General features: G+C 38.5%; 23 protein-coding genes. 5 read left to right on the top strand and 18 right to left on the bottom strand.

From position 1 onward, the window contains the following. Positions 1-121: 121 nt before the first annotated feature. The 11 genes from ACNKXS_RS08225 to ACNKXS_RS08175 form a co-directional block, all read right to left on the bottom strand. On the bottom strand, positions 122-580 hold the full coding sequence (locus ACNKXS_RS08225) for a DUF4168 domain-containing protein (RefSeq protein WP_417920465.1): 459 nt from the start codon (positions 578-580) through the stop codon (positions 122-124). A gap of 135 nt (positions 581-715) precedes the next feature. Next, positions 716-1,162, bottom strand: coding sequence for a DUF1801 domain-containing protein (locus tag ACNKXS_RS08220; RefSeq protein ID WP_417920464.1), 447 nt, complete (start codon positions 1,160-1,162; stop codon positions 716-718). A gap of 40 nt (positions 1,163-1,202) precedes the next feature. Continuing rightward, positions 1,203-2,303, bottom strand: a complete 1,101-nt coding sequence (locus ACNKXS_RS08215) for an MFS transporter (RefSeq protein WP_417920841.1) — start codon at positions 2,301-2,303, stop codon at positions 1,203-1,205. A gap of 144 nt (positions 2,304-2,447) precedes the next feature. After that, positions 2,448-4,352: a S9 family peptidase gene (locus ACNKXS_RS08210; RefSeq protein WP_417920463.1), complete on the bottom strand. Its 1,905-nt coding sequence runs from the start codon at positions 4,350-4,352 to the stop codon at positions 2,448-2,450. An 84-nt stretch (positions 4,353-4,436) separates the two neighbouring features. Beyond that, the gene (locus ACNKXS_RS08205; RefSeq protein ID WP_417920462.1) at positions 4,437-4,796 is read right to left on the bottom strand and encodes a cupin domain-containing protein; all 360 of its coding nucleotides are present in this window, start codon (positions 4,794-4,796) and stop codon (positions 4,437-4,439) included. Further along, positions 4,796-5,611 carry an alpha/beta hydrolase gene (locus tag ACNKXS_RS08200; protein ID WP_417920461.1) on the bottom strand — a complete coding sequence of 272 codons (816 nt, stop codon included), beginning with the start codon at positions 5,609-5,611 and terminating at the stop codon, positions 4,796-4,798. Before ACNKXS_RS08200 ends, ACNKXS_RS08205 begins: the two co-directional genes overlap by 1 nt. A 41-nt stretch (positions 5,612-5,652) precedes the next feature. Continuing rightward, positions 5,653-6,933 (bottom strand): hypothetical protein, encoded by a 1,281-nt coding sequence (locus ACNKXS_RS08195; protein WP_417920460.1) that lies wholly within the window; start codon positions 6,931-6,933, stop codon positions 5,653-5,655. Positions 6,934-7,070: 137 nt separating this feature from the next. Beyond that, entirely contained in the window at positions 7,071-8,123 is a 1,053-nt protein-coding gene (gene arsB / locus ACNKXS_RS08190; RefSeq protein WP_417920459.1) for an ACR3 family arsenite efflux transporter, read from the bottom strand. Continuing rightward, positions 8,116-8,730, bottom strand: coding sequence for a low molecular weight phosphatase family protein (locus tag ACNKXS_RS08185; RefSeq protein WP_417920458.1), 615 nt, complete (start codon positions 8,728-8,730; stop codon positions 8,116-8,118). Before ACNKXS_RS08185 ends, arsB begins: the two co-directional genes overlap by 8 nt. A gap of 9 nt (positions 8,731-8,739) precedes the next feature. Further along, on the bottom strand, positions 8,740-9,204 hold the full coding sequence (locus tag ACNKXS_RS08180) for a DUF6428 family protein (RefSeq protein WP_417920457.1): 465 nt from the start codon (positions 9,202-9,204) through the stop codon (positions 8,740-8,742). Between the two features lie 46 nt (positions 9,205-9,250). Next, positions 9,251-9,586 (bottom strand): ArsR/SmtB family transcription factor, encoded by a 336-nt coding sequence (locus ACNKXS_RS08175; protein WP_417920456.1) that lies wholly within the window; start codon positions 9,584-9,586, stop codon positions 9,251-9,253. A 231-nt stretch (positions 9,587-9,817) separates the two neighbouring features. Here ACNKXS_RS08175 and ACNKXS_RS08170 point away from each other — a divergent pair, with 231 nt between their 5' ends. Beyond that, positions 9,818-10,756, top strand: coding sequence for a L,D-transpeptidase (locus tag ACNKXS_RS08170; RefSeq protein WP_417920455.1), 939 nt, complete (start codon positions 9,818-9,820; stop codon positions 10,754-10,756). A 39-nt stretch (positions 10,757-10,795) separates the two neighbouring features. After that, positions 10,796-11,554 (top strand): hypothetical protein, encoded by a 759-nt coding sequence (locus ACNKXS_RS08165; protein ID WP_417920454.1) that lies wholly within the window; start codon positions 10,796-10,798, stop codon positions 11,552-11,554. On the opposite strand, the gene ACNKXS_RS08160 is transcribed toward ACNKXS_RS08165, so the two are convergent. Continuing rightward, positions 11,547-12,344, bottom strand: coding sequence for an HAD family hydrolase (locus ACNKXS_RS08160; RefSeq protein WP_417920453.1), 798 nt, complete (start codon positions 12,342-12,344; stop codon positions 11,547-11,549). The genes ACNKXS_RS08165 and ACNKXS_RS08160 overlap by 8 nt on opposite strands. 195 nt (positions 12,345-12,539) lie before the next feature. On the opposite strand from ACNKXS_RS08160, the gene ACNKXS_RS08155 reads away from it, so the two are divergent. Both ACNKXS_RS08155 and ACNKXS_RS08150 read left to right on the top strand, forming a co-directional pair. After that, on the top strand, positions 12,540-14,978 hold the full coding sequence (locus ACNKXS_RS08155) for a TonB-dependent siderophore receptor (RefSeq protein WP_417920452.1): 2,439 nt from the start codon (positions 12,540-12,542) through the stop codon (positions 14,976-14,978). A gap of 51 nt (positions 14,979-15,029) precedes the next feature. Continuing rightward, the gene (locus ACNKXS_RS08150) at positions 15,030-16,151 is read left to right on the top strand and encodes a PepSY-associated TM helix domain-containing protein (RefSeq protein ID WP_417920451.1); all 1,122 of its coding nucleotides are present in this window, start codon (positions 15,030-15,032) and stop codon (positions 16,149-16,151) included. A 5-nt stretch (positions 16,152-16,156) separates the two neighbouring features. Here ACNKXS_RS08150 and ACNKXS_RS08145 read toward each other — a convergent pair whose 3' ends face one another. Next, on the bottom strand, positions 16,157-16,513 hold the full coding sequence (locus ACNKXS_RS08145; RefSeq protein ID WP_141877250.1) for a phage holin family protein: 357 nt from the start codon (positions 16,511-16,513) through the stop codon (positions 16,157-16,159). Positions 16,514-16,565: 52 nt separating this feature from the next. Beyond that, positions 16,566-17,210: a SanA/YdcF family protein gene (locus ACNKXS_RS08140; RefSeq protein WP_417920450.1), complete on the bottom strand. Its 645-nt coding sequence runs from the start codon at positions 17,208-17,210 to the stop codon at positions 16,566-16,568. A 120-nt stretch (positions 17,211-17,330) separates the two neighbouring features. Here ACNKXS_RS08140 and ACNKXS_RS08135 point away from each other — a divergent pair, with 120 nt between their 5' ends. Next, positions 17,331-17,963, top strand: a complete 633-nt coding sequence (locus ACNKXS_RS08135) for an NAD(P)H-dependent oxidoreductase (protein ID WP_417920449.1) — start codon at positions 17,331-17,333, stop codon at positions 17,961-17,963. Here the strand turns inward: ACNKXS_RS08135 and ribB are convergent. From ribB to ACNKXS_RS08115, 4 genes are all read right to left on the bottom strand, one after another. Continuing rightward, on the bottom strand, positions 17,960-19,108 hold the full coding sequence (ribB, locus tag ACNKXS_RS08130; protein ID WP_417920448.1) for a 3,4-dihydroxy-2-butanone-4-phosphate synthase: 1,149 nt from the start codon (positions 19,106-19,108) through the stop codon (positions 17,960-17,962). The genes ACNKXS_RS08135 and ribB overlap by 4 nt on opposite strands. Positions 19,109-19,139: 31 nt before the next feature. After that, positions 19,140-20,585: an LptF/LptG family permease gene (locus ACNKXS_RS08125; protein ID WP_417920447.1), complete on the bottom strand. Its 1,446-nt coding sequence runs from the start codon at positions 20,583-20,585 to the stop codon at positions 19,140-19,142. 1 nt (position 20,586) lies between these two features. After that, positions 20,587-21,228: an outer membrane lipoprotein periplasmic chaperone LolA1 gene (gene lolA1 / locus ACNKXS_RS08120; RefSeq protein WP_417920446.1), complete on the bottom strand. Its 642-nt coding sequence runs from the start codon at positions 21,226-21,228 to the stop codon at positions 20,587-20,589. A gap of 10 nt (positions 21,229-21,238) precedes the next feature. After that, positions 21,239-21,796, bottom strand: a 558-nt coding sequence (locus tag ACNKXS_RS08115) for a DNA translocase FtsK (protein WP_417920445.1), incomplete at its 5' end; no start/stop codon positions are given.

Raw genomic sequence — 21,796 nt, 5'->3', positions numbered from 1 at the left:
AAATTACAACAAAATTGATGCCTCCGGGACATTCGAATTTTAAAATAGACTTAAATGTTTGGGTCGCAGGCATAAAAAAAAGTGGGCGGAGCCCACTTTTCTATACTATGAAACTAAAAAATTATCCCTGTAGTGCCTTCTGTAATCTTTGTTGAAGTTCAGGGTCTTTTTGTAGTGCCATCACCAATTGTTGGTAACGTTCCTTACTTAGGTCACTTTCACCAATCAGTTTCTCCATTCTCTGTTGAAACTGTGGTTGAATTTCTTCCAATTCTGCAACTACGATCTTGTACTGTTTTGATTCAGCTTCAGTAGTTTCCACCTCTTTGTTTGGATCCATGTTTGCCTGATGAATTTCATTGAATCTCTGAAGATCCAGTTCCTGTTCCTGAACAACCTGTATCATCTCCTGTTGAGCTTCCTGGTTTACCATTCTCATTTTCTGAAAAACTTCAGCAAATTCAGTTAATTCAGAATCGGTTACCTCTATTTGTTGTTGTGGTAGTGGTGCATTTTGAGCATTTACCGTTGTTGTTCCCAGTGCGAGGATCATCGCAATTCCACCTAGTATCTTTTTCATAAAACTTTGATTTTGTATTTAAGCTGGTGAACTTACAGGTTTCAGTAAAGCTCACCAATTCTTTAAGAAAGATGATCAAATACTTAAGAGAGGTTTAACCGCAGAGACACTAATCTGTTAAACCTTAAATGTTTTTCAACGATTTTGATAAAGTGTAACCCATTCTTCAACAGAGAATCTGGTCATAAGCTCACCAATAAGATCATAAGGAATTTGCTGCATATTCTTAAAACGAACACAGCTTTTTCCCATATCAGGTTTCTTCCCGGTCATACTTTTATAGCTTTTTACAAACCAATTTCTCAACTCAGCGTCTGCGTAAATACCTGAATGATAAAGCGCAAGGTAATTTTTTTGATTGGCAAGATGGGCAAAGGGGAGTGGTAGATTGGGATCACAATGATATCCATCTGGAAATATAGAATGAGGCACCACGTAACCTATCATTTTATAATTCATGGTTTCCTCGAATCCTTTGGGAAGGTTCTCCAGAATAATCTTTCTCAAATTCTGGAGCGCTTCTCTTCTTTCTGCTGGAACTTCGGAAATATACTGCTCTGGAGAATTGGCTTCAATTTGCATGATCTTATTTTCTTAAATATAAGAAATGCCGTGGATTCTTTTATAAACTTTTACTTCTGAAGTTTTTGATATAAACAACTCCCAGAATTGGACCTGCAGCGAGGATCACGAACATATATTGCTGAGGAAGTAGTTCCTGGCTCCTACCGACAATCTGGATACTCAAGATAGTGATCGCGTATCCAATAGAGTTGACTAAGGTAAGTGCAGTCCCCCGACCTTCAGCAGGAGCAGATCTTGCGATAAGTGTTGAAAACATAGGAGAATCAGCAATGACCATCACACCCCAGAAGATCAGAAAAATAACAAAGATCACTTCCGAAGCAAATAATAATAGCAAAGGAGATACGAGACAGCATATTCCTGAAAAGAACAATGCTGTTCTGGCAACACGGGCCACTCCGAATCTTTCAGATAAGATCCCACTAATAGCGCAGGCTACCGCTCCAGAACCAATAATGAGAAAACTACAAAGAGGAATATTCGAGATACTATCAGGGTGGAAGTGATTGTAAATTTCTAACATGAGAGGTACAAAAGCCCAAAAGGCATAGAGCTCCCACATATGGCCAAAATACCCGAATGCAGCGCTTCGAAAATTAGAATTATGGAAGAGTTTGAGAATATTAGAAGAATCTTTAGTCTGATGAGGTTTCCGAAATGGTCCATCGGGAACCAGCATCCTGAGGAGAAGTCCGCCAGAAAGCGCCAATGCGCTTGTGCTAATGATAACCACATTCCAGCTCAATTGAACAATTTCGCTGGTAGCCTTCAGTAAATGAGGAAAACCAGTGCCCAGAACCAACGCGCCTACCAGATATCCTAAAGACCGGCCTAGTCCTTTCTCGAAGTGATCTGAAGCTATTTTCATCCCAACCGGATAGATACCTGCCAGGGAGAATCCTACGAGAAACCTAATGATTATAAGACTATACAGGTTGTTCTCTTCCATGATCGTGGCGAGATTGAAGATTGAGCCAAAAATGGCACATAGAAAAAATACTTGGGTAGGAGAGAATTTATCTGAAATACTTAAAAAAGCAAATAATAAGGTCCCGAGAATGAATCCAGATTGGACCGCAGAGGTAAGTAAGCTTAGAGCATTAGAAGATAACTCGAAAACTAAAATTAGCTCGGGCATTACGGCATTGCCCGCGAACCATAAGGACGTACAGCAAAATTGGGCAAATACGATAACAGGTAATATCCGGGAAGGTACTTTCAAGAATGAGTTGTTTTCTTACTGGATATCACCTGTTTCATTGCATTTAGCTAAGTAGCTAAATTAATCTTTTAATACATTATCTGGCATTGTTACATCCTCGTCTTTTAAATACTTGTCCAGAAATGCAAGGATTTGCCGGTAGCCTTTGATCTCATTTTCTTTCTTAATGAAACCGTGACCTTCATCTGGGAAGACCATATATTCCACAGGAACATCGTTTGCTTTTACTGCCTCCACGATCTCATCAGATTCAACCTGCAGTACTCTTGGGTCATTAGCGCCCTGTAAAACCATGATCGGGTTCCTTACATTTTCAGCATGGAACAAAGGAGAAATCTTTTTGAGTCTTATCGAATCTTTTGTAGTAGGATCGCCTAATTCATCATAAAGTGCTTTTCTAAAGGATTCCCAATAAGGCGGAATAGATTTTAATGTTCTCAACCAGTTGGTGACCCCAAAAATGTTTACACCCACTTCAAACTCGTCAGGCTCGAAGGTCATCGCAGCCATGGTCATATAACCTCCGTAACTACCACCAATGATTCCAATCTGGTCTTCATTTATATAATCCTGGGATGCCAGCCATTTTTTTCCATAGATCACATCCTGAAGATCTTTTTCTCCATGATTTTTGTCGTCCATCTTATAAAAGCTAGCTCCATAACCACTACTACCCCGGTTATTCACAGCGAGGACAGCGTATCCATGATTCACTAAATACTGCAAAAGAGCAAAATACCCTACACGGGATTGACCACCGGGTCCACCATGTACCCATACCAGGGCCGGTTTTTTATTATCTGCAGTTGCATTGAGAGGTTTGTAATAAATCGCTGGTATTTCTAAACCATCAAAGGACTTATATCTTACCACCTCAGCCGAAACCAGGTCGTCTGGATCTATTTCCGGATTTAGAGTGCTGGTTAATTTTTTAATCTCCTTTGTCTGAATATTGTAAACGTAAATATTATTTGGGGTTTTAGAAGTTCCAACCGTAAGTCTTAAAAGCTCTTCACTATCAGAAAAATTAGCAGCCACTATATTACCATCCTGGATTGCAGGTAATTCCAACGGAGTCTGGCTGGCATTTTCCCACAATAGTAATTTATTTGCCCCGTCTTCGTTAATGGCGATCACTCTATAAGTGTCATTCTCACTCAAACTGCTATACATTACATCCCAGTTCGTTTCGTAAATTACATCAGACTTCCTGGTATCAATATCATATGCCATCAATCGGCTAAATTCACCGCCGTGATTGGTTGTATAGTAGAGCTCTGTCTCATCTTTGTTAAAACCTGTACCACTATAATAAAATCCCGGTTTAGATATTTCAGTTAGTTCCTCAGTCGCTGTGTTTAGTAAGAATAGTTGATTTTCGCTGGTTGTGATCTCATTGGATAATACAAGGTATTTTCCTGAAGCTGATATATCAGAAACCATATAACCTTTCTCATTCTTATAGAGCATTTTTGGTTCCCAACTACCAATTTCCATGGTATATACGTCAAAAAATTGCGCGTCTCGCTTGTTTGAAAGATAATACATGGCAGAATTAGTATCGTTCCAGCCACCGAACTCGGCCTTTTCATTTTCTCCCGGAGTCAGGTCCTTAGAGGTTCCATCCGGTTTTAACAGGTATAAATGGTTAATTTCATTCCCTCCTTTGTCTGCGGAATATAATATGTCGCCTGAGCCTGGTACATAATCCACCGCAAATAAAGATTCGTTTTCAGAATTTGTAACAGCGGTTTTGCTACCATCTGAAATATCTATTTCATATAGATTAAATATGCCCGACTCATCACTGCTTATCAGCATTCTGGATTCATCTGGAGAGAAACTACCACCCGAAACACGAGTGTTTTCATAGAATTGCTCAATACTGTACTCTGTAGGTTCTTGCTGAGCATTTACATTTAGTATGGCGGCAAGAAAAATAATAAGGAAACTGTTCGATTTCATTTTTTGCGAGAATTAGTTTGACATTAAGCTGGTTATCAGACTAATATACGAAAAATGAATCTTGAAATATGAAGTTGTTTAAAACTATAGATGTTCCTGATTGTTATTGGTAAGTTCGTGTTTTTCATTCCCGGTATGTTTCGTCGCTGCCGGTTCAAATAACATTACCTGAACTTCATTCGCAGCAATGGGCTTATGCTCAATGCCCTTTGGGACGATAATGAACTCACCAGGATTGAGAGTAACAGAGCTATCCCGAAATTCGATCGTTAGCATTCCTGAAATGACCCAGAATAATTCATCTTCTTCATCATGGGTATGCCAGATAAACTCACCTTTTAGCTTAGCTAGTTTTACCTGCTGTCCATTCAATTCTCCAACGATTCTCGGATTCCAGTGATCCTGAAACTGGTTTAATTTTTCCTGAATATTAACTTTTTTCATTATTTATTAATTGGTTCGATCAACCATTTATAGGCTTCTCCGAAATTCTCTCTCCACAATTTCTCGTTGTGTTCTCCGTCTTCAACGAACTTTACGATCATATTTTGAGGTTGCAGGCCTTCTGAAATTAGAAGGTCTTTCATGTTATTCACTTCCTCAACCATGGAATCTGACTCTCTTTTCCCTGCAAGTATATAAAACTTCTGATTATTTGCTATTTCTGAATTTTTTACTTTTTCATAGATCTGTTCACTAAACCAGAAACTGGGAGAGAAAACTCCTATTTTACTGAAGACTTCAGGGTATTCAAATGCCGCATAGAAGCTAATTAGGGCGCCCAAAGATGAACCAAAAATCCCTGTATTCGCCTGGTCTTCAAGTGTACGATAGCTGGCATCTATATGCGGTTTAAGTGTGGACCTTATAAAATCAACATATTTTTTTCCATTTCCACCACCATATTTTTCGTTTGAATAGGGAGTAAGTTCTGTAATCCTTTCATCCCCACCATGTTCGATGGCTACAATGATGGCTTTTTCCAAATTAGTTTCGTCCAGGAATTCATCGACATTCCATTCACCAGCATAAGCGGTAGAATCGTCAAAGACATTCTGGGCATCGTGCATATATATGACTGGGTATTTCTGCTCATCCAATTCATAATTTGCAGGAAGATAGATCCATATCTTTTTGTGGCTATTTAATTGAGGTGCCTCAATCTCAAATGTTTTTACATTTTTAGAAAGTGTACTCTGGGCCATTAGTAGCGCAGGGCAGAAGAGGCATAATAAAATGATGGAAAAGAGATTTTTCAATGAATGACGTATTAATGTAAATCAAAAATACATTTTAAGATCTAATTTTCAAGATCACAATCAAAGCAGGCAAGTTGGGAAGAACTTAGTTCAAGATCTTCAGATCCTTTTAAAGCATCGCTCAGTTTCCCCTGTTCTTGTATTTGCTGAAAGAATTGCGCAGCATATTCCTGTAGCTTATTCCTGCGGCTTTTTAGTTTTTCGGTGATTTCTTTTTCGTTGAGCTTTCGTATTTTTTCTGGCCAGTCTTCAAAAGCTTTAGCAATCTTTTCATCACTCAAACTTTTCTGAAGTTCGCCTGCTCGTGCAATGAACATTTCTTCCGAAGTATTAAAGAGAAAATAGCGATCGAAAGGATAAACCAGACCTGGCATATGATCGATCTCTTTCTCAAATGGTCGAACCAGAGGCTCAATATTTTTGTTCGTAATGATGGATGGAATCAAGCCAGAAATATTAAAAAATGCATTGTCTCTATCGCCGGCAACCGGTATTGCTACATTTCCCCTGTCAGATTTCTGAATTACCCAGCCCCACTGCTCAGCGTGACGATCCCAGTCACCTATAAGCAAATCGAATAATCTTACTTTTATCAGGGCCTCTTGATCTACTGAAATCTTTGTTTTGGTTTCGAATTTTAATTTCTGAAGGTCTTTGGTTTCAATAATTTCTGAGACATTTTTTAATGAAGTCCAATTAGTCTTGCTTTCGGTTTCGTATTCCAGAAGGAATAGCCGGTTGCCAAATTTTTCATTAAAATCACCCAGAGCATCTTGCTTCGGAATAAAGACCATTCTGGGATGTGTATGCAGAATGTCAAGCTCCTGAGCTAACTCAGCTGCAAGGATCGCCGCATAGGGGTGTTGGGCAGATATGCCATCTACAATAATATTTTCAAGGCCAAGATCTTCTGCAATTTCAGGTATAAGCTTTCCCGGGTCTTTAGTTACACTGCGCAAGGTGTAAATGATATCATTCTTCGCGCGTAATTTTAAGGAATGCGTTTGTTTACCTCCACCTTCTTTAATGATTTCCATACCACCGTATAGGGTGTCCAGAAATACAATTGGAAATTTCACTTTTTCAGACCAGGCATCCCGATAGTTACTTCCCTGCACTAAATCTTTTAGAAAATTAGATGTATATAAAGTGCTTGGAGCAATTAGAACCGAATCATGGTTTCTGAAATTTGTTCTTTGAAGCTCTTCAAAATTGGATATATAGCAGGTCTCAAAAGTTTTCTGGGTTCCGGAAACAGACAAGTAGATCGAGCCGATGAGGATGATTACTACTCCCAGTAAAATGATCAAAACTTTCTTCATATTGCTTTCAGCTAAATAAAATAAAACTAAAGTTTTTAACCCGTATTATTTCAGCTAGAAGCGTTATAAAATTGGTAAATTCTATCGATTTGATATGTTATTTTCCGAAGAGCAACACCCATCAGATTTCAAGATCTTCAGGCATGCTCAACTACGGTATCCTTGTAAAATCTCCTCTTTAACCAGAACGAAACCCGTACCAGTAATATTAAGGCTGGCACTTCTACTAGCGGACCAATCACACCTGCAAACGCCTGACCGCTATTCAAACCGAATACTGCAATGGCAACTGCAATGGCCAGTTCAAAATTATTTCCAGCTGCAGTAAATGCAACAGAGGCATTCCGTTCGTAGCTGGCTCCAAGCAATTTACTTGCGAAAAAGCTAATTAAAAACATAAGGCAGAAATAAATAAGAAGCGGAACCGAGATTAGTAAAACATCAAATGGAATTTCAACAATCAAACTACCCTTCAGCGAAAACATCAAAACGATGGTAAATAGCAAAGCAATTAAAGTGATGGGTGAAATTGCCGGGATAAAACTGTTTTCATACCAGGCTTCCCCTTTTAGACGCACCAGGATAATTCGGCTTGAAACACCCAACACGAATGGGATACCAAGGTAAATTAGTACACTTTCCGCAATACTTTCAATAGAAATATCTACGATAGCAGAACCGAATCCGAAGAAGGGAGGTAGCCAGGTAATAAAGACCCATGCATAAAAACTGTAGGCGAAAACCTGGAAAATACTATTTAGTGCTACCAGGGCTGCTCCATATTCGCTACTACCTTCAGCGAGGTCATTCCACACCAATACCATCGCAATACATCTGGCGAGTCCAATTAATATAAGTCCGATCATATATTCGGGATGGTCATGCAAAAATGTAATGGCCAGGAAAAACATCAAAAAGGGCCCGATGATCCAGTTAAGTATCAGAGACAGTGTGAGAATTTTGACATTTTTAAATACTTCGGGCAGGAGTCTGTATTTTACTTTCGCTAGTGGAGGGTACATCATAAGGATGAGTCCAACGGCCAGCAGCCAGTTTGTAGACCCGGAGCTCATTGCATTAATCTGCTCTGGAATTGCCGGGATGATGTTGCCCAGGATCACACCAACGGCCATAGCAAGAAAGATCCATAGCGTTAGATTTTTATCAAGAAAGTTCAGTTTTTTAGCCATTGGATATTGCTTTTTGAAAGGCGTATAACATTTCAGAACCTATCTGGTCACTTCGTTCCATGTATTTTTCTGCCATTTCTGGCGTATCATCAAAGCTCTTGGGATCTTCGTAATTCAAGGGTATTCTTGATTCTGCGCCAACTATGAACGGGCAATTCTCATCTGCATGACTACAGGTCATTACCGCAGCGAAGTTTTTCGTTGGGTTTTGTTCAACGTCAAATATTTTTGAATAAAAAGTTTTTGAACTTGCACCAGTATCTACCGTGATTTGAGGATTATCACCAGGTTTTTCATCAATTCCAAAACCAGAATCACTCAAAGTTACTATGGCTTGCGGAAAGAAAGCCGTAGCTTCCGTTCCACCAGAAAAACACCTGGCTGGAACGTTATAATAATCTGATGCAGCCATAGCCCAGGCTTGTGCCAGCTGACTTCGTCGGGAATTATGTGTGCAGATAAAATTGAGTTGCAGTGTATCTTCTGAATCGATTTCTTTAGAGATGAATTCCACTAAAGGTTGAAGCACCTTTTTTCGCTCTTCGGAAATTGATAATTTTTCAAGTTCCTTGATCTTTGAACTAAGTTCTGGATATATGTTTTTCATAACAAGTGGTTAACAGCAACCTGAATTTGGAGAACATTGTTGCTCTGAGACGTTTGCTAATTTTACTTTGGGTTTGGATGCTGGAACACCACAATTATCTTTTGCCAGGCAGTCAGTTTTCGTATTCAAAAGAAGGAATTTTTCTCCGTCAAAATCAAGATGATATTTATTGATACTTTGTCCCTGGTACTCCACTTCAATTTCAGCATCCCGAAGGTTGAGTTTGTCGTCAGCAATGGAAATGATCTGCATTAATTTCTCCGGATGCAATTGGTGATCGTAGTCATCGGCTTCCCAAAGCTGAAAAGAAACCTTACGCTCATTTCGTAGTACACCCCCACAATCAATAAAATTTTTACGTATACTTCCAACTTCAGTTACGTGAAAATGAGAAGGTACAAGCTCACCGCCTGGTAGTTCAAAATAAAGTCGGCTTAAGTTCTTGAGTTCTTTTTTAAATTCTGATAAAAGCATAGTATTCGATTTATCGTAATATTACGATGTTAATATTTAAATTTTTTTAGCAGCAATCCTTCGGTTCGGGTGTTTTTAAACCATCAAATAATACATTCAGTAATTGCTGAATTTTATACCAGTTGGTCGTATCAATACAATAACTAACAGACACTCCTTCAATGGATCCCTTGATAATTTTGGCATTTTTCAACTCACGTAAGTGCTGACTGATCGTAGCCTGCGCAAGACCAAGTTCGTTGACCAGGTCTCCGTTGATACATCTATCAGATTTCAGAAGAAATTGAAGAATGGCAATTCTTGCAGGATGAGCCAGTACTTTGGCGTAACACGCAAGTTCATTCTGTTCTTTAGAAAATAGATCGGTCTTCGTAACTCCCATTCGATATAATTATATTGCAATATTACGATGAATAAATAACCAGACTAATATTAATTGAAACTTTTCCAGACACTTTGAAAAATGCTCTAATTCTTAAAATATTAGGATTACCATCGCAGATTTACTCTTAAAATAGGTTAATTATCATAAAGCCAACAAAGCCTTAACTCAGGATTAGCAGTAGATACGCGTGTTCAAATGTATTTTTGTTCAAAACTAACTACAATTACAATGAACAGATCAATCGCACCTTTTCGTTATTTAAGTCTACTAGCCGGAATTTTGTTGTTCTCCTGTAATTCCAATCCACAAATTCAGGATCCGATCAAGGAGGAGCAATCTCCGGAATTGAGTATGAAAAATCCTATTGTCAAGAGAGAAGCAAAGATCTTCCGCAAGGAAGTAAAATATTCGGTCGATTCTCTAAAATCTCGTGAGACCATAGATAGTTTGCTAGGTAATTATAACGATGATGAGCTAAAAACAGTTCTAGCCATTAATCGTATCGAAAAAAATAAAATACGTCCTAACCGCCCACTCGTAATTCCAGAATGTGCTGCGGAAGAATTTAACAATTACAGTCCGTTTCCTGAAGATCTTCAGGAATTGCATTGTATCCCTAAGACAGTATTAATTAACAAAAGAGTACAGGCATTCGGACTTTATGAAAATGGCGAATTAGTTAAATGGGGACCGGTTAGTACCGGGAAGGGTTCAACACAAACTCCGGCAGGACTTAATTACGGCAATTATAAGGCAAAAAGAAAAGTGAGTACGGTTGATGCTTCCTGGATACTTCCATATTATTTCAATTTTATGAATTTTGAAGGTGTAGGTGTTCATCAGTATGCATTACCCGGATATCCAGCGAGCCATGGATGTGTAAGATTATATATGGATGATGCCAAGTATATATTCGATTGGGCTAGCATGTGGGAACTGGAAAATTCAGATATTGAATACAACGGCACCCCTTTTATGGTCTTTGGAGAATATGACCATTCAGCGAACAAACCATGGTTGGATCTTCAGCAAAATATGAAAGCTAACGATCTTACTCAGGATGAATTGAATACTATCAGGGAATATGTTAGTGATTACCAGGAAGATCCAAAGAACTATCACAATATTGCTTCGAAAACAAAGGATGCTGAATTAGCCGATGCATAAAACTTAGTTTTCTTAAATTAGCCGGTAAAGATCATTACTATGTATAGCAATAATTTTTACCGGTTTTTTTGTGTCCTCATATTTTCTATTTCTGCTATTAGTTCTGCCCAGGAGGTAGAAGTTATGGTAAGAGCGCAGGCCGGCGACGCTAAATTTATAGGCTCTTCTATTGGCGGAGCTAAAATCCTGATCAAGGACGCTCTTACTAATGAAATTCTGGCAGAAGGTATCACCAAAGGAAGCACTGGTAATACTCAAAAGATCATGAAGCAACCTCAGGATAGAGGCATTCGAATTACCGATGCTGAAACGGCAGGTTTTAATGCTAAGGTCCCGATAACTGAACCAAGATTCGTAACCATTGAAGCTTATGCACCCTGGAACAAGAAACAGGCTATTGTTAAATCAAGTACTCAATTATGGCTGCTTCCTGGAAAAAACATAATCGGTGAAGGAATCATCCTGAAAATACCAGGCTTCGTAGTGGATATTGTAACTCCACAAACTCACCAATCTTATTCCAGTTCAGAAATTAAAATTCAGGCAAATATTGTAATGATGTGTGGTTGCCCTATCACCAAAGGAGGTCTGTGGGATGCGAACCAGTATGAAGTGGCTGCGATCTTGAAAAGTAAGAATATGCCTACCAAAAACGTAAAATTGGAACAGGAGGGAGGTTCCAGTAATTTTATGGGAAGTGCTAATTTAGAACAAGGTTCTTACGAATTAATCATCCAGGCATTCGATCCTTTAACCGGAAATACAGGGATAGATCGTACTAACTTTATGGTTAACTAAAACTTGCCAGCCCCAGATCTGAGATCGTCCTAAGCACACCATGCTCATTATTGTCATGACTCGTAATGAACCTGCTGGCCTCTTTAACTTCAGGATGAGCATTTTTCATAGCGTAACTATGAGCAGAGACCTTCATCATTTCAAGATCGTTCAAATAATCTCCAAATACCAAAGTTTCCTCTTCCGTAAAATTCATTTCCTTCTGAATTCCTTTGATAGCATTTCCCTTATTTGCATTTAAAGCAGTAATATCGATAAATATCTTTGCAGCGATGGCAACCTTGAAGCGGTCTGTATACCCCTCAAAGTGTGGATAGGTATTATCTTCAACTCCATTGAAATTGCAGTAAGTAACCTTTAAATAGGTGTCATCAACTTGCGTAAGATCTTCCACAACTTTTAAACGTTCATAAAACTGAGAAATATGATCGATGAATTTCTTATCGCTGGTTTCAATGTATGCTGAATCTTTTCCGCACAAAACAACGTAAGTATCTTCCAGTTTTCGGCCCATTTCTATAAAATGAATAGCGGCGTCCTTTTCTATGGGGTTCACATAGAGCTCTTTACCCTTGAATGAAACATAGGTGCCATTCTCTGCGAAGAACATGGTGCGATGCTTAATCCTTTCAAATTTGCTTTCCAGATTATAAAACTGTCGGCCGCTGGCAATGGAAAATTGTATTCCCTTTGCACTAAGTTCTTCCTCCATTTTCCAGAAATCTGGATGAATCTCATGCTGGTCATTTAATAGTGTGCCATCAACGTCGGTTACTATAAACTTAATCATGTCTGCAAATTTAGAAGCTGTAAAAATACTACAATCAATCTGGGCGGACTTCAATAATATATTAATTCTGAAGAGTTTCAGAATCAAATATTTACAACTTTTTATTTAAAATAGTTCTAAATAAGGTTTTATAATTCATAGTCAGGTAGTATGTTTGCAGCTCTATTTATATTAAGTCTAAATAAAACTAAACAGATGAATCATAAATTACTATTACTATTTATCTTCTTTGGATATGCTGCATTCGCCCAGAATTCTGGAAGTATCAAGGGAAAGGTTACTAACTCAAAAGGGGAGGCAATATCTGCCGCAAATGTAGATGTTCGGGGTACAGGAATTGGCACAGAAACAGATCTAAAAGGTGCCTATTTAATCCAAAGCGTACCTGATGGAAATTATCTCTTAAGGATATCATATGTTGGATATAAGCCAAAAGAAATTGCAATTACAGTACAGCCAGGTGCAACGACGAGTCTTCGGGATATAGTTTTGAGTTCAGATGAAGAACAATTGGAGGAAGTAATCATTCAGGGAAATGGAAACTCAAATAAATATGATCGTGCTAAAAGTACATACGTTTCAAAATTACCTTTAAAAAATTTAGAAAATCCCCAGGTATATGACAATATAACTGGAGAATTACTTGAGGAGCAGATCGTTACGAATTTTGACGATGCTCTAAAAAATAGTTCAGGAATAATTAAATTATGGGAATCTACAGGTAGAGGTGGAGACGGTGCAGGATATTATTCACTTCGTGGTTTTCCTGTGCAGCCAACTATGGTCAATGGCTTACCAGCTCTTACCAATGGTAGTCCAGATCCTGCAAATATTGAAAATATCGAAGTTATAAAAGGTCCTTCCGGGACTTTGTATGGAAGCAGTCTTATTTCATACGGAGGATTGATCAATATCACCACAAAAAAGCCATACGATTATTTTGGCGGAAATATTACTTATACGCTCGGTAGCTATGGACTTAACAGAGTTGCAGCAGATGTAAATACGCCATTAGATGAAGATGGAGATGTGGCTCTACGAATTAACTCTGCATATCAAACTCAAAATTCTTTTCAGGACGCAGGATTTTCGAAATCTTTTTTCTTCGCGCCATCTTTAAGTTATCAGGTAAGCGACAGACTTTCTTTTTTAATCAATACTGAATTTTATAATGGCGAGTCTACAAATCCTACGATGCTATTTGTAGATAGGGGAGCACCTTTGATAGCAACTAATATTGAAGAATTAGATTACAATTCGAATAGATCCTACACCAGTAACGATCTAACCTTAAAAAATCCAACTTATAGTCTGCAAGGCCAGATGATTTATAAATTATCTGAAAACTGGACTTCTCAAACTGCTATTTCTCGGGGAAGTTCAAAATCTGAAGGCTATTATTCATATCTCTATGAAACCACCAGATTTTACGAAGGTCTTGATGAAGGAGTTGTGTTTACAAGGTATATGAATAATCAGAATTCCACGACCCTTACTACAGATCTTCAGCAAAACTTTATAGGTGATTTTGAGATCTTCGGAATGAGAAACAGAATGGTAGGTGGCCTGGATTATTTTCAACGCGAAACCATTGATAATGGCACTGGTTATGTTGGCAACGGAAACATTTATATTGGAAATGCGAGTCTTCAGAATGTGAACGAGAGCGTTTATGGTATCTCAGAACAAGCGAATTATATTACAAATCTAGACAGCGGAATTCTTTCTACAGCGGCAGTTGATGGTCTTTTACCGAACACAAGTCGTAATAATAACACTGTGAAAGAGGATATCTTTAGTGCTTATGTGTCAAATGTATTAAATGTCACTCCGGCATTATCGGCCATGGCCAGTTTACGGATAGACCAGTTTGAAAATGACAGCAATAGCCAGACGGCACTTTCCCCTAAATTTGGGGTGGTTTATCAGCCAATTTTAGATCGGGTTTCCATATTTGCCAATTATATGGATGGTTTTAGTAACGTAGCACCTTCAGAAGTTATTAATCAGGATACTGGGGAAACAAACAGAATAACTTTTGATCCTGAACATGCCACTCAATTTGAATTTGGAACGAAGCTTAACTTTTTTAACGATAAGCTCTTTGCAACCCTTAGTTACTATGATATCCAGGTCGAAAACATTGTATTAGGTAATGGCATTACTGTCAATCAGGATGGAACTCAATACAGTCGTGGTTTTGAAGCCAGATTAACTGCTAGTCCGGTAGATGGACTCAACCTTATAGCAGGATTCAGTCATAACGATAGTGAAGTAACCGAAGCTTCGGAAAATGATAATTTCCTCGGAAGAAGACCTGAATCTGCTGGACCTGAGACTCTGGCTAACCTTTGGGCCAGTTATAGATTTACTTCTGGTGCGGCTGAAGGATTTGGTCTTGGCTTTGGAGGTAACTATGCCAGTGATAATAAAATCTTTAATCGCAACACGGCTGGTGTTTTTACACTACCATCTTACACAGTACTAAATGCAGCTGTTTTCTATGATGTGGATAAATTTTCGATCAACCTGAAATTAAATAATCTTACGAATGAAGATTATTTTAATGGATGGTCAACTATTAATCCTCAGGCACCTAGAAATTTCGCCGCAGCACTTACTTACAGATTTTAGAATTGATTTAGCCGGAGATCGCCGTAATGGCGATCTCCTTTTTTAAGTATTATGAAGAAAAAACAGAAGCGAGATCCTCTTAGAAAATGGGCTGGCAAAATCCATCTCTGGTTAGGTCTATTAACAGGTATTATTGTATTTATAGTCGCAATTACTGGATGTATCTATGTATTTCATGACGAAATTAAGGATGAGATCTATGACTACCGGTTTGTTGAAAAGCAGGAAAGTGGATATTTGCCGCCTTCTGAAATTAAAGAAATCGTACAGTCGAAATATCCCGGAACCACAGATGATTTTGTACTCTACGCCGGGCAGGACAGACCAGTTGCGGTGTACGGAGTATATGAGGAAACTCCATATTACTATTATCTAAATCCTTATACTGGTGAGTTTCTATATTCCCAGGATTTTACCAAAGACTTTTTTGAGATCGTAAAGGCACTACATATGTATCTTCTACTACCTGAGGAAATTGGCAGGCAGGTAGTAGGTATTTCAACTTTGATTTTTATCCTGATGATGATCACGGGAGTCATTCTATGGTGGCCTAAGAAGCTTAAGAATTTAAAGAAGAGTCTAAAAATAAAGTGGAATGCTCGTTGGAGAAGAGTAAATTATGACCTGCACAATATTAGTGGATTCTATCTTCATATTCTTGCCATTGTTTTAGCCATCACCGGTTTATACTTTTCGTATGACTGGGTAAAAGATGGTCTTTATTTTGCGGGAAATCTAGGGCAAGATGTAGAAAGTGATCATCATATTGAAAATATTGTTCAGAAACCAAGAATTTCAAGGGAGCCTATAGATATAGCTTTTGTTGAAACTCTAGAAAAAGCGCCAGAACATGAAATGTATTTTGTCTGGACAGAAGGTGACCATCATCCCGTAGTTACCGGTGCCTATACCCAATCTCTGGATTACGATCATCAATCTAATTATTATTTTCATCCACAAACTGCTGATTTACTTCAGGAACAGCCATATGAATCTAAAAGTACTGGTTTAAAACTACAGGAAATGAGTTATGGTATTCATACAGGTCAGTATTTTGGTATGACCGGGAAGATCATCGCTTTTATTCTGAGTATTTTTGTCGCGAGCTTACCTGTAACAGGTTTTATAGTGTGGTGGGGAAGAAAAAACCGGGTGAAACATCTCACCCGGTGATATTTTTAAAATAACAGGGCATCTACAATCGCTCCTACGATTGCGATTAGGATCGCTAACCACAAGCTTGGTAGAAAACCTTCAGTTTTAAAATCTGAAGTTAATTTATCTGCGATCTCTATCACGATCGCATAGGCGACCACTCTTGTTATAAAGCCCAGTCCAAGGAAGTAGAAAATTCCAAGAGTAGCAATATTTAGTACGGCGGTAAGTAACCAACTCAATAGAAAGCTTAATACTCCAATGATCAATGCAACGATAAGTGCAGATTTGAAGCCATTAAGATGAACTTTACTTAGGAATTTCGCAGCGATGAGCAGGACAACTGCATCCAGTACGATATGGATGATCCATTGTAACATAGTTATGGTTTTATAGTTAGTTACTACGAATATACTTTAAAAAAGTTTCAGATCAATCTTCAGAAGAATCGAGTCTGTATTCCATCGTTCGGGGTTCTTTATTGATCAAAACTTCCCAGAGAGCCTTGACATTTGCCAGTTTCTCTCTTTGCTTCAGCCTGTATTCGGTTTGGTATGCACGTTGATCTGCTGTAAACCCGTAATAATTGAAGCCTAATTTCTCTGAAATAAAAAGTGCCCTAGGCAGGTGAAACTTTTGCGTGACCACAGTAGCATTTTCTATATTGAAAAGTTTCCCGGCCCTGTACATACTATCATAGGTATCCAGACCTGCATGATCTGAGGTAATTTGGTTTCGAGGAATACCTCTTTCTCGAAGATAAGAGACCATCGCGGCGATCTCATTATAATCTTCGGTTCGATGATCGCCAGTTACATGGAAATTTTTGACCTTGTTACTACGATATAATTTAATAGCGGTATCTACTCGATCCTTTAAGATTGGAGATAATTTACCATCAGAATGGACACTTGCACCAAGGATAATTACTGTCTCTCGAGGTGGTATTTTAGAAATATCAGAATAAATATCTTCTGAAGTGTGTCTCAAGAAAATGGCTTCAATACCTAGGATGGTAAAGATGATAAGCACAATTCCAATGACAGAGAATAAGATGAATTTTTTAAGTTTTTTCATTTCTCTGGATGAATATAAGGTCGAAGATAGCCATAAATAATTGGATGTATCAGATTAATCGATAGCTAACGTAAATGTTCTTTTCATCATTGTGTACCTTTGCATTTCAAGATCATAATTATGAGTAATTTAAAAGCGCTGAACTGGCGTTACGCTACCAAAAAGTTTGATGATTCCAGGATTCTTTCCGAAGAAAAAATGGAGATCCTAAAACATGCATTTAATCTTACTGCCACTTCATATGGATTACAACCATTAAAGATGCTGGTAATTAGCAATAAAGCGACTCAACAGCAGCTTACAGAATTCTCAATGAACCAGCAGCAGGTAAGTACCGCTTCTCATGTACTGGTGATCTGTATTGAAAAAAATGTGGATGAGAAGTTTATATCAGGATACTTCCAACGTGTCAAGAATTTAAGAGACACACCAGATGAGGTTTTACAGCCTTTTCACAATTTTTTGGTAGATGATTTTAAGAATAAGGCGATCGAAGAAATTGAAGCATGGGCCCGTAATCAGGCATACCTGGCTTTAGGAACACTTTTGACCGTATGCGCTACTGAAGAAATAGACGCCTGTCCCATGGAAGGTTTTGAGCCTGAAAAATATGATGATTTCCTTAAACTTGGAGATAAAAATCTGCAGTCGGTGCTTGTACTTCCCGTTGGTTATCGTGCTAAGGATGATTTCTTTTCAGAATTAAAAAAAGTACGTCGCCCGCTGGATGAGGTGATCATTGAAATTGATTAATACTCTACGTATTCCTTGATCTCCAGACCGTAACCAATCATGCCTACTCTTTTAGTTTGCTGAGAATTTGATAGTAACCTGATCTTATGTATTTCAAGATCATGAAGAATCTGTGCTCCAATTCCAAAATCCTTATTGTCCATTTTCACTGGAGGCGCTTTAATTTCTCCTTGCTTCTGACTTTCTTTTAATTCCGTAATCCTGGATAAGAGGTTTGGAGATGGGTTAGCCGGATTGATAAAAACGATCGCACCACGACCTTCATCGTTGATCGCTTTAAACATTCCATCCAGTTTTTTATCTGCATTATTGGTGAGAGTTCCCAGAATATCATTGTTTACCATGGTAGAATTCACTCGCACAAGAATGTCTTCATCGGTTTTCCATGAACCCTTGGTAAGTGCTATATGGACCTGTGAATTGGTAGTTTGTTTGTAAGCACGAAGCCTGAATTTTCCGAATCTTGTATCCAGCTCAAAATCTTCCTTTTTCTCGATAAGACTATCATGCAGCATTCTATAGGCAACAAGATCTTCAATAGAAACGATCTTTAGATCAAACTTTTTAGCGACTTCCAGCAACTGAGGTAAACGCGCCATGGTTCCATCCTCATTCATGATTTCCACAATAACTCCGGCAGGTTCGAAACCGGCAAGTCTTGCAAAGTCTATCGCTGCTTCGGTATGACCTGTTCTACGTAAAACTCCACCTTCTTTGGCTTTCAGCGGAAAAATATGTCCTGGTCTGTTAAGATCCTGAGGTTTTGTTTCAGGATCTATGAGGCTTTTGATGGTTTGAGCTCTGTCTGAAGCTGAAATACCCGTTGTAACACCTTTTCCTCTCAGGTCAACCGAAATTGTAAAAGCGGTTTCCATAGGATCGGTATTATTGCCAACCATCATTTCCAGCTTGAGATCATTACATTTTTGCTCGGTCAAAGGAGCGCAAATGAGTCCGCGGCCATGAGTAGCCATGAAATTGATCATCTCTGGAGTAACCATTTCTGCAGCGGCAAGAAAATCACCTTCATTTTCACGGTCAATATCATCGACTACAATGATCACCTTTCCGGCGCGAATATCATCAATAGCTTCTTGAATGGTATCTAGTTTGACCTGATACTGGTTGTTTTCTACCTCTGCCATAGTTCCAATTTTATGGCTGCAAAGATATTTATTATGATTTACTTTTGTTCCGAATCGCTCCGGCTTTTTTGAAGAGTTTTTTTATAGGATCTGTAAGGCTGTCAAAAGCTAATAATCCCTGATCTGTGGTAGCTCTGTATGTTAGGAAAACACCAAGCGGGAGCATGATCCAGGTAGGTAGCCATGTAGCCACAAAAGCAGGAACACTTCCATTCTCTGCTGAATTTTTCGTGAAAATCCCTATAAAGTGATAGGTAAGAAAGAGCAGGATCGCAACTACGATAGGTAAACCAATTCCACCTTTCCTAATAATGGCTCCAAGAGGAGCTCCTACGAAGAATAGTACGATACAGGCAATTCCAAGAGCATATTTTTCATGTAATGCGATCTCGAATTTATTGATTTGCTTTACATTGTTTCTAAACTCCTGCTTTTGCATTCCCAAATGGGCAATAGCGCTGTTTACAGTTCCTAAAGCCAGGTTAGAAATTTGTGCCGCATCGTAAGTGTTGTAATGTGAAAGGATGCTTTCTTTAGTAGAAACAACAGTATCCTTCGGCTTTAAATTATTCTGAACATTAACGATCCCTGAACGATCATACATATTAGATTTAAGGCTAGCCAATTTAGTGTTGTAGTTGACTGAAAATGAATCTATGCTTTCACTCAATTCTGAAATTTTCAACATTCCGTGAGTGGAATTATAGTTTTGATCCTCCAGATCTACATTATTGAAATTCGAAAGATCTATATTGATGATATATTCGTCAAAATAGGTCTTCGTAAATGGTTTTCTTTTCCTCTTTTGATAATCTGAAGGTGTTACTTCATCGTAGTAGTTTCCTTCCTTCAGAATTAGAGAAAGTACATCAGAATTAGTACTTCCAACCAGTTCGCCTTCTCGCGCTTTGATCACCGTAGTATTTCCACCACTTTTCTCCTTCTGATGAATAATCACATCGGTAAGAAACTGATCATTCTCACCACTTTTTTCTTCTACCTTAATATTGAAGGTTCCAATATCATTGAAAATTCCTTCAGAAATAGCCATGGCAGGCTTTAACTGAGCAATATTCTTTCGAAGATTGATCGATTTAAATTCTGCTGCCGGAATCACATTATTCGCGAAAAAGAACGCAGTCAAACTTACCAAAACTATGAATACGGTAAGACTACGCATTGCGCGACCTAAAGAAATACCTGAAGACTTCATGGCGGCAAATTCATAATTTTCAGCAAAAGAACCGAAAGTCATGATGGAAGTAAGCAGAATGGTGAGCGGTAACACTAATGGCACCAGCTTAGGTGAGAAGTAAAGTAAAAACTTCAGGATTACTTCAGTATCCAGGTCTTTACCAGCAAGTTCACCTATGTACAACCATATGGTTTGGAGTACAAAGATGAACATCAGTATTATAAAGACCGAGAAAAATGTTTTTAAAAAGCTGGTAAGTATGTACCGGTCGAGTATCTTCAATTTAGTCTAATCTATTGATATAAAAGTCGCTGTATCTAGCTTCGTTAAAGGTAAATAGATTTTTTGCAAGTGGTTGATCTGTCTTGAAACTTTTTACAGTGATCGTCACTTTAGTTCCATTTTCCTGGGTCTGGATCATATTGTAAATATGCTTGGTTTGAGTATCTATCCCAAGGAGAATGTTTTTGATCTCAGCTTTGCTATCTTTTGGTGTAAGTTTTACATACTGTATCTCTCTGCCTTTTACATTCTGGGTGATGTCCATCTTGTAGTTGTACCCATTTTGATAAAATGTGAACATTTTAGAAGGTGTGATACTGTTGCTATCTTCCTCAACATAATTGGAAATGTTGATCTCCTCATCTTCCGGAATGATGGTATAGATCTTTTTACCGTCGAACATCTGAGTAGTTCCCATTAAATTCAACAGGTATCTATCCCCGTCTATACTAACATCTCCGCGAGTTTCCTGGCTCACATTCTCAGCTTCGTTTTCAAGTGAATACTTGAATTCTATGACCATATTGTCATAATTTTTCACTTTTGCTGAAACTTCATTTAGTAATTTCTGAGCTTTTGATGCTTCCTGTGCCTGTACTCCAAAACTGAGTATAGCTGCCAAAATAAATACTAATCTTTTCATTCTAATTTTTTTAGTCTGGTTTTTCATTTAATAGTTGATCGAGTGCTACCATATCTGTAATTAAAACCTGTCTTGCCTTACTTCCTTCAAACGGACCAACGATGCCTGCAGCTTCCAGTTGATCTATTATTCTACCTGCACGGTTGTACCCAAGTTTCAATTTACGCTGAAGCAAAGAAGCCGAGCCCTGCTGGGCGGTTACGATTACTTCTGCAGCATCGCGAAATAGCTTGTCTCGCTCGCTCACATCTATATCAAGTCCTGTGCCACTTTCGTCGCTTTCGTAGGCCGGAAGCAGGTGAGCTTCAGGGTAAGCTTTTTGAGAACCAATGAATTCGGTGATCTTGTCTACCTCTGGAGTGTCCACGAATGCACATTGCAGTCTTTTAAGTTCATTCCCCTGTGTAAACAACATATCTCCACGACCAATTAATTGATCTGCTCCCTGGCTATCCAGAATAGTCCTGGAATCGATCTTGGACGTTACTCTAAAAGCTACTCTGGCCGGGAAGTTTGCCTTTATGATACCGGTAATTACGTTCACCGAAGGTCTTTGAGTTGCGATGAT

The sequence above is a fragment of the Christiangramia marina genome (genome assembly GCF_048285865.1).
GTDB lineage: Bacteria > Bacteroidota > Bacteroidia > Flavobacteriales > Flavobacteriaceae > Christiangramia > Christiangramia marina.
The sequence above is the reverse complement of the archived record's forward strand: the minus strand, read 5'-3'. Positions and strand labels throughout refer to the sequence as shown.

What these genes read in the sequence shown, in the direction of transcription:
- ACNKXS_RS08205 (WP_417920462.1), bottom strand. Translation starts at nt 4,796, where the DNA reads ATGAAAAAAGTTAATATTCAGGAAAAATTAAACCAGTTTCAGGATCAC.
- ACNKXS_RS08220 (WP_417920464.1), bottom strand. Translation starts at nt 1,162, where the DNA reads ATGCAAATTGAAGCCAATTCTCCAGAGCAGTATATTTCCGAAGTTCCA.
- ACNKXS_RS08225 (WP_417920465.1), bottom strand. Translation starts at nt 580, where the DNA reads ATGAAAAAGATACTAGGTGGAATTGCGATGATCCTCGCACTGGGAACA.
- ACNKXS_RS08140 (WP_417920450.1), bottom strand. Translation starts at nt 17,210, where the DNA reads ATGAAAAAACTTAAAAAATTCATCTTATTCTCTGTCATTGGAATTGTG.
- ACNKXS_RS08195 (WP_417920460.1), bottom strand. Translation starts at nt 6,933, where the DNA reads ATGAAGAAAGTTTTGATCATTTTACTGGGAGTAGTAATCATCCTCATC.
- ACNKXS_RS08145 (WP_141877250.1), bottom strand. Translation starts at nt 16,513, where the DNA reads ATGTTACAATGGATCATCCATATCGTACTGGATGCAGTTGTCCTGCTC.
- ACNKXS_RS08180 (WP_417920457.1), bottom strand. Translation starts at nt 9,204, where the DNA reads ATGCTTTTATCAGAATTTAAAAAAGAACTCAAGAACTTAAGCCGACTT.
- lolA1 (WP_417920446.1), bottom strand. Translation starts at nt 21,228, where the DNA reads ATGAAAAGATTAGTATTTATTTTGGCAGCTATACTCAGTTTTGGAGTA.
- ribB (WP_417920448.1), bottom strand. Translation starts at nt 19,108, where the DNA reads ATGGCAGAGGTAGAAAACAACCAGTATCAGGTCAAACTAGATACCATT.
- ACNKXS_RS08185 (WP_417920458.1), bottom strand. Translation starts at nt 8,730, where the DNA reads ATGAAAAACATATATCCAGAACTTAGTTCAAAGATCAAGGAACTTGAA.
- ACNKXS_RS08160 (WP_417920453.1), bottom strand. Translation starts at nt 12,344, where the DNA reads ATGATTAAGTTTATAGTAACCGACGTTGATGGCACACTATTAAATGAC.
- ACNKXS_RS08165 (WP_417920454.1), top strand. Translation starts at nt 10,796, where the DNA reads ATGTATAGCAATAATTTTTACCGGTTTTTTTGTGTCCTCATATTTTCT.
- ACNKXS_RS08155 (WP_417920452.1), top strand. Translation starts at nt 12,540, where the DNA reads ATGAATCATAAATTACTATTACTATTTATCTTCTTTGGATATGCTGCA.
- arsB (WP_417920459.1), bottom strand. Translation starts at nt 8,123, where the DNA reads ATGGCTAAAAAACTGAACTTTCTTGATAAAAATCTAACGCTATGGATC.
- ACNKXS_RS08150 (WP_417920451.1), top strand. Translation starts at nt 15,030, where the DNA reads ATGAAGAAAAAACAGAAGCGAGATCCTCTTAGAAAATGGGCTGGCAAA.
- ACNKXS_RS08210 (WP_417920463.1), bottom strand. Translation starts at nt 4,352, where the DNA reads ATGAAATCGAACAGTTTCCTTATTATTTTTCTTGCCGCCATACTAAAT.
- ACNKXS_RS08135 (WP_417920449.1), top strand. Translation starts at nt 17,331, where the DNA reads ATGAGTAATTTAAAAGCGCTGAACTGGCGTTACGCTACCAAAAAGTTT.
- ACNKXS_RS08215 (WP_417920841.1), bottom strand. Translation starts at nt 2,303, where the DNA reads ATGCCCGAGCTAATTTTAGTTTTCGAGTTATCTTCTAATGCTCTAAGC.
- ACNKXS_RS08175 (WP_417920456.1), bottom strand. Translation starts at nt 9,586, where the DNA reads ATGGGAGTTACGAAGACCGATCTATTTTCTAAAGAACAGAATGAACTT.
- ACNKXS_RS08170 (WP_417920455.1), top strand. Translation starts at nt 9,818, where the DNA reads ATGAACAGATCAATCGCACCTTTTCGTTATTTAAGTCTACTAGCCGGA.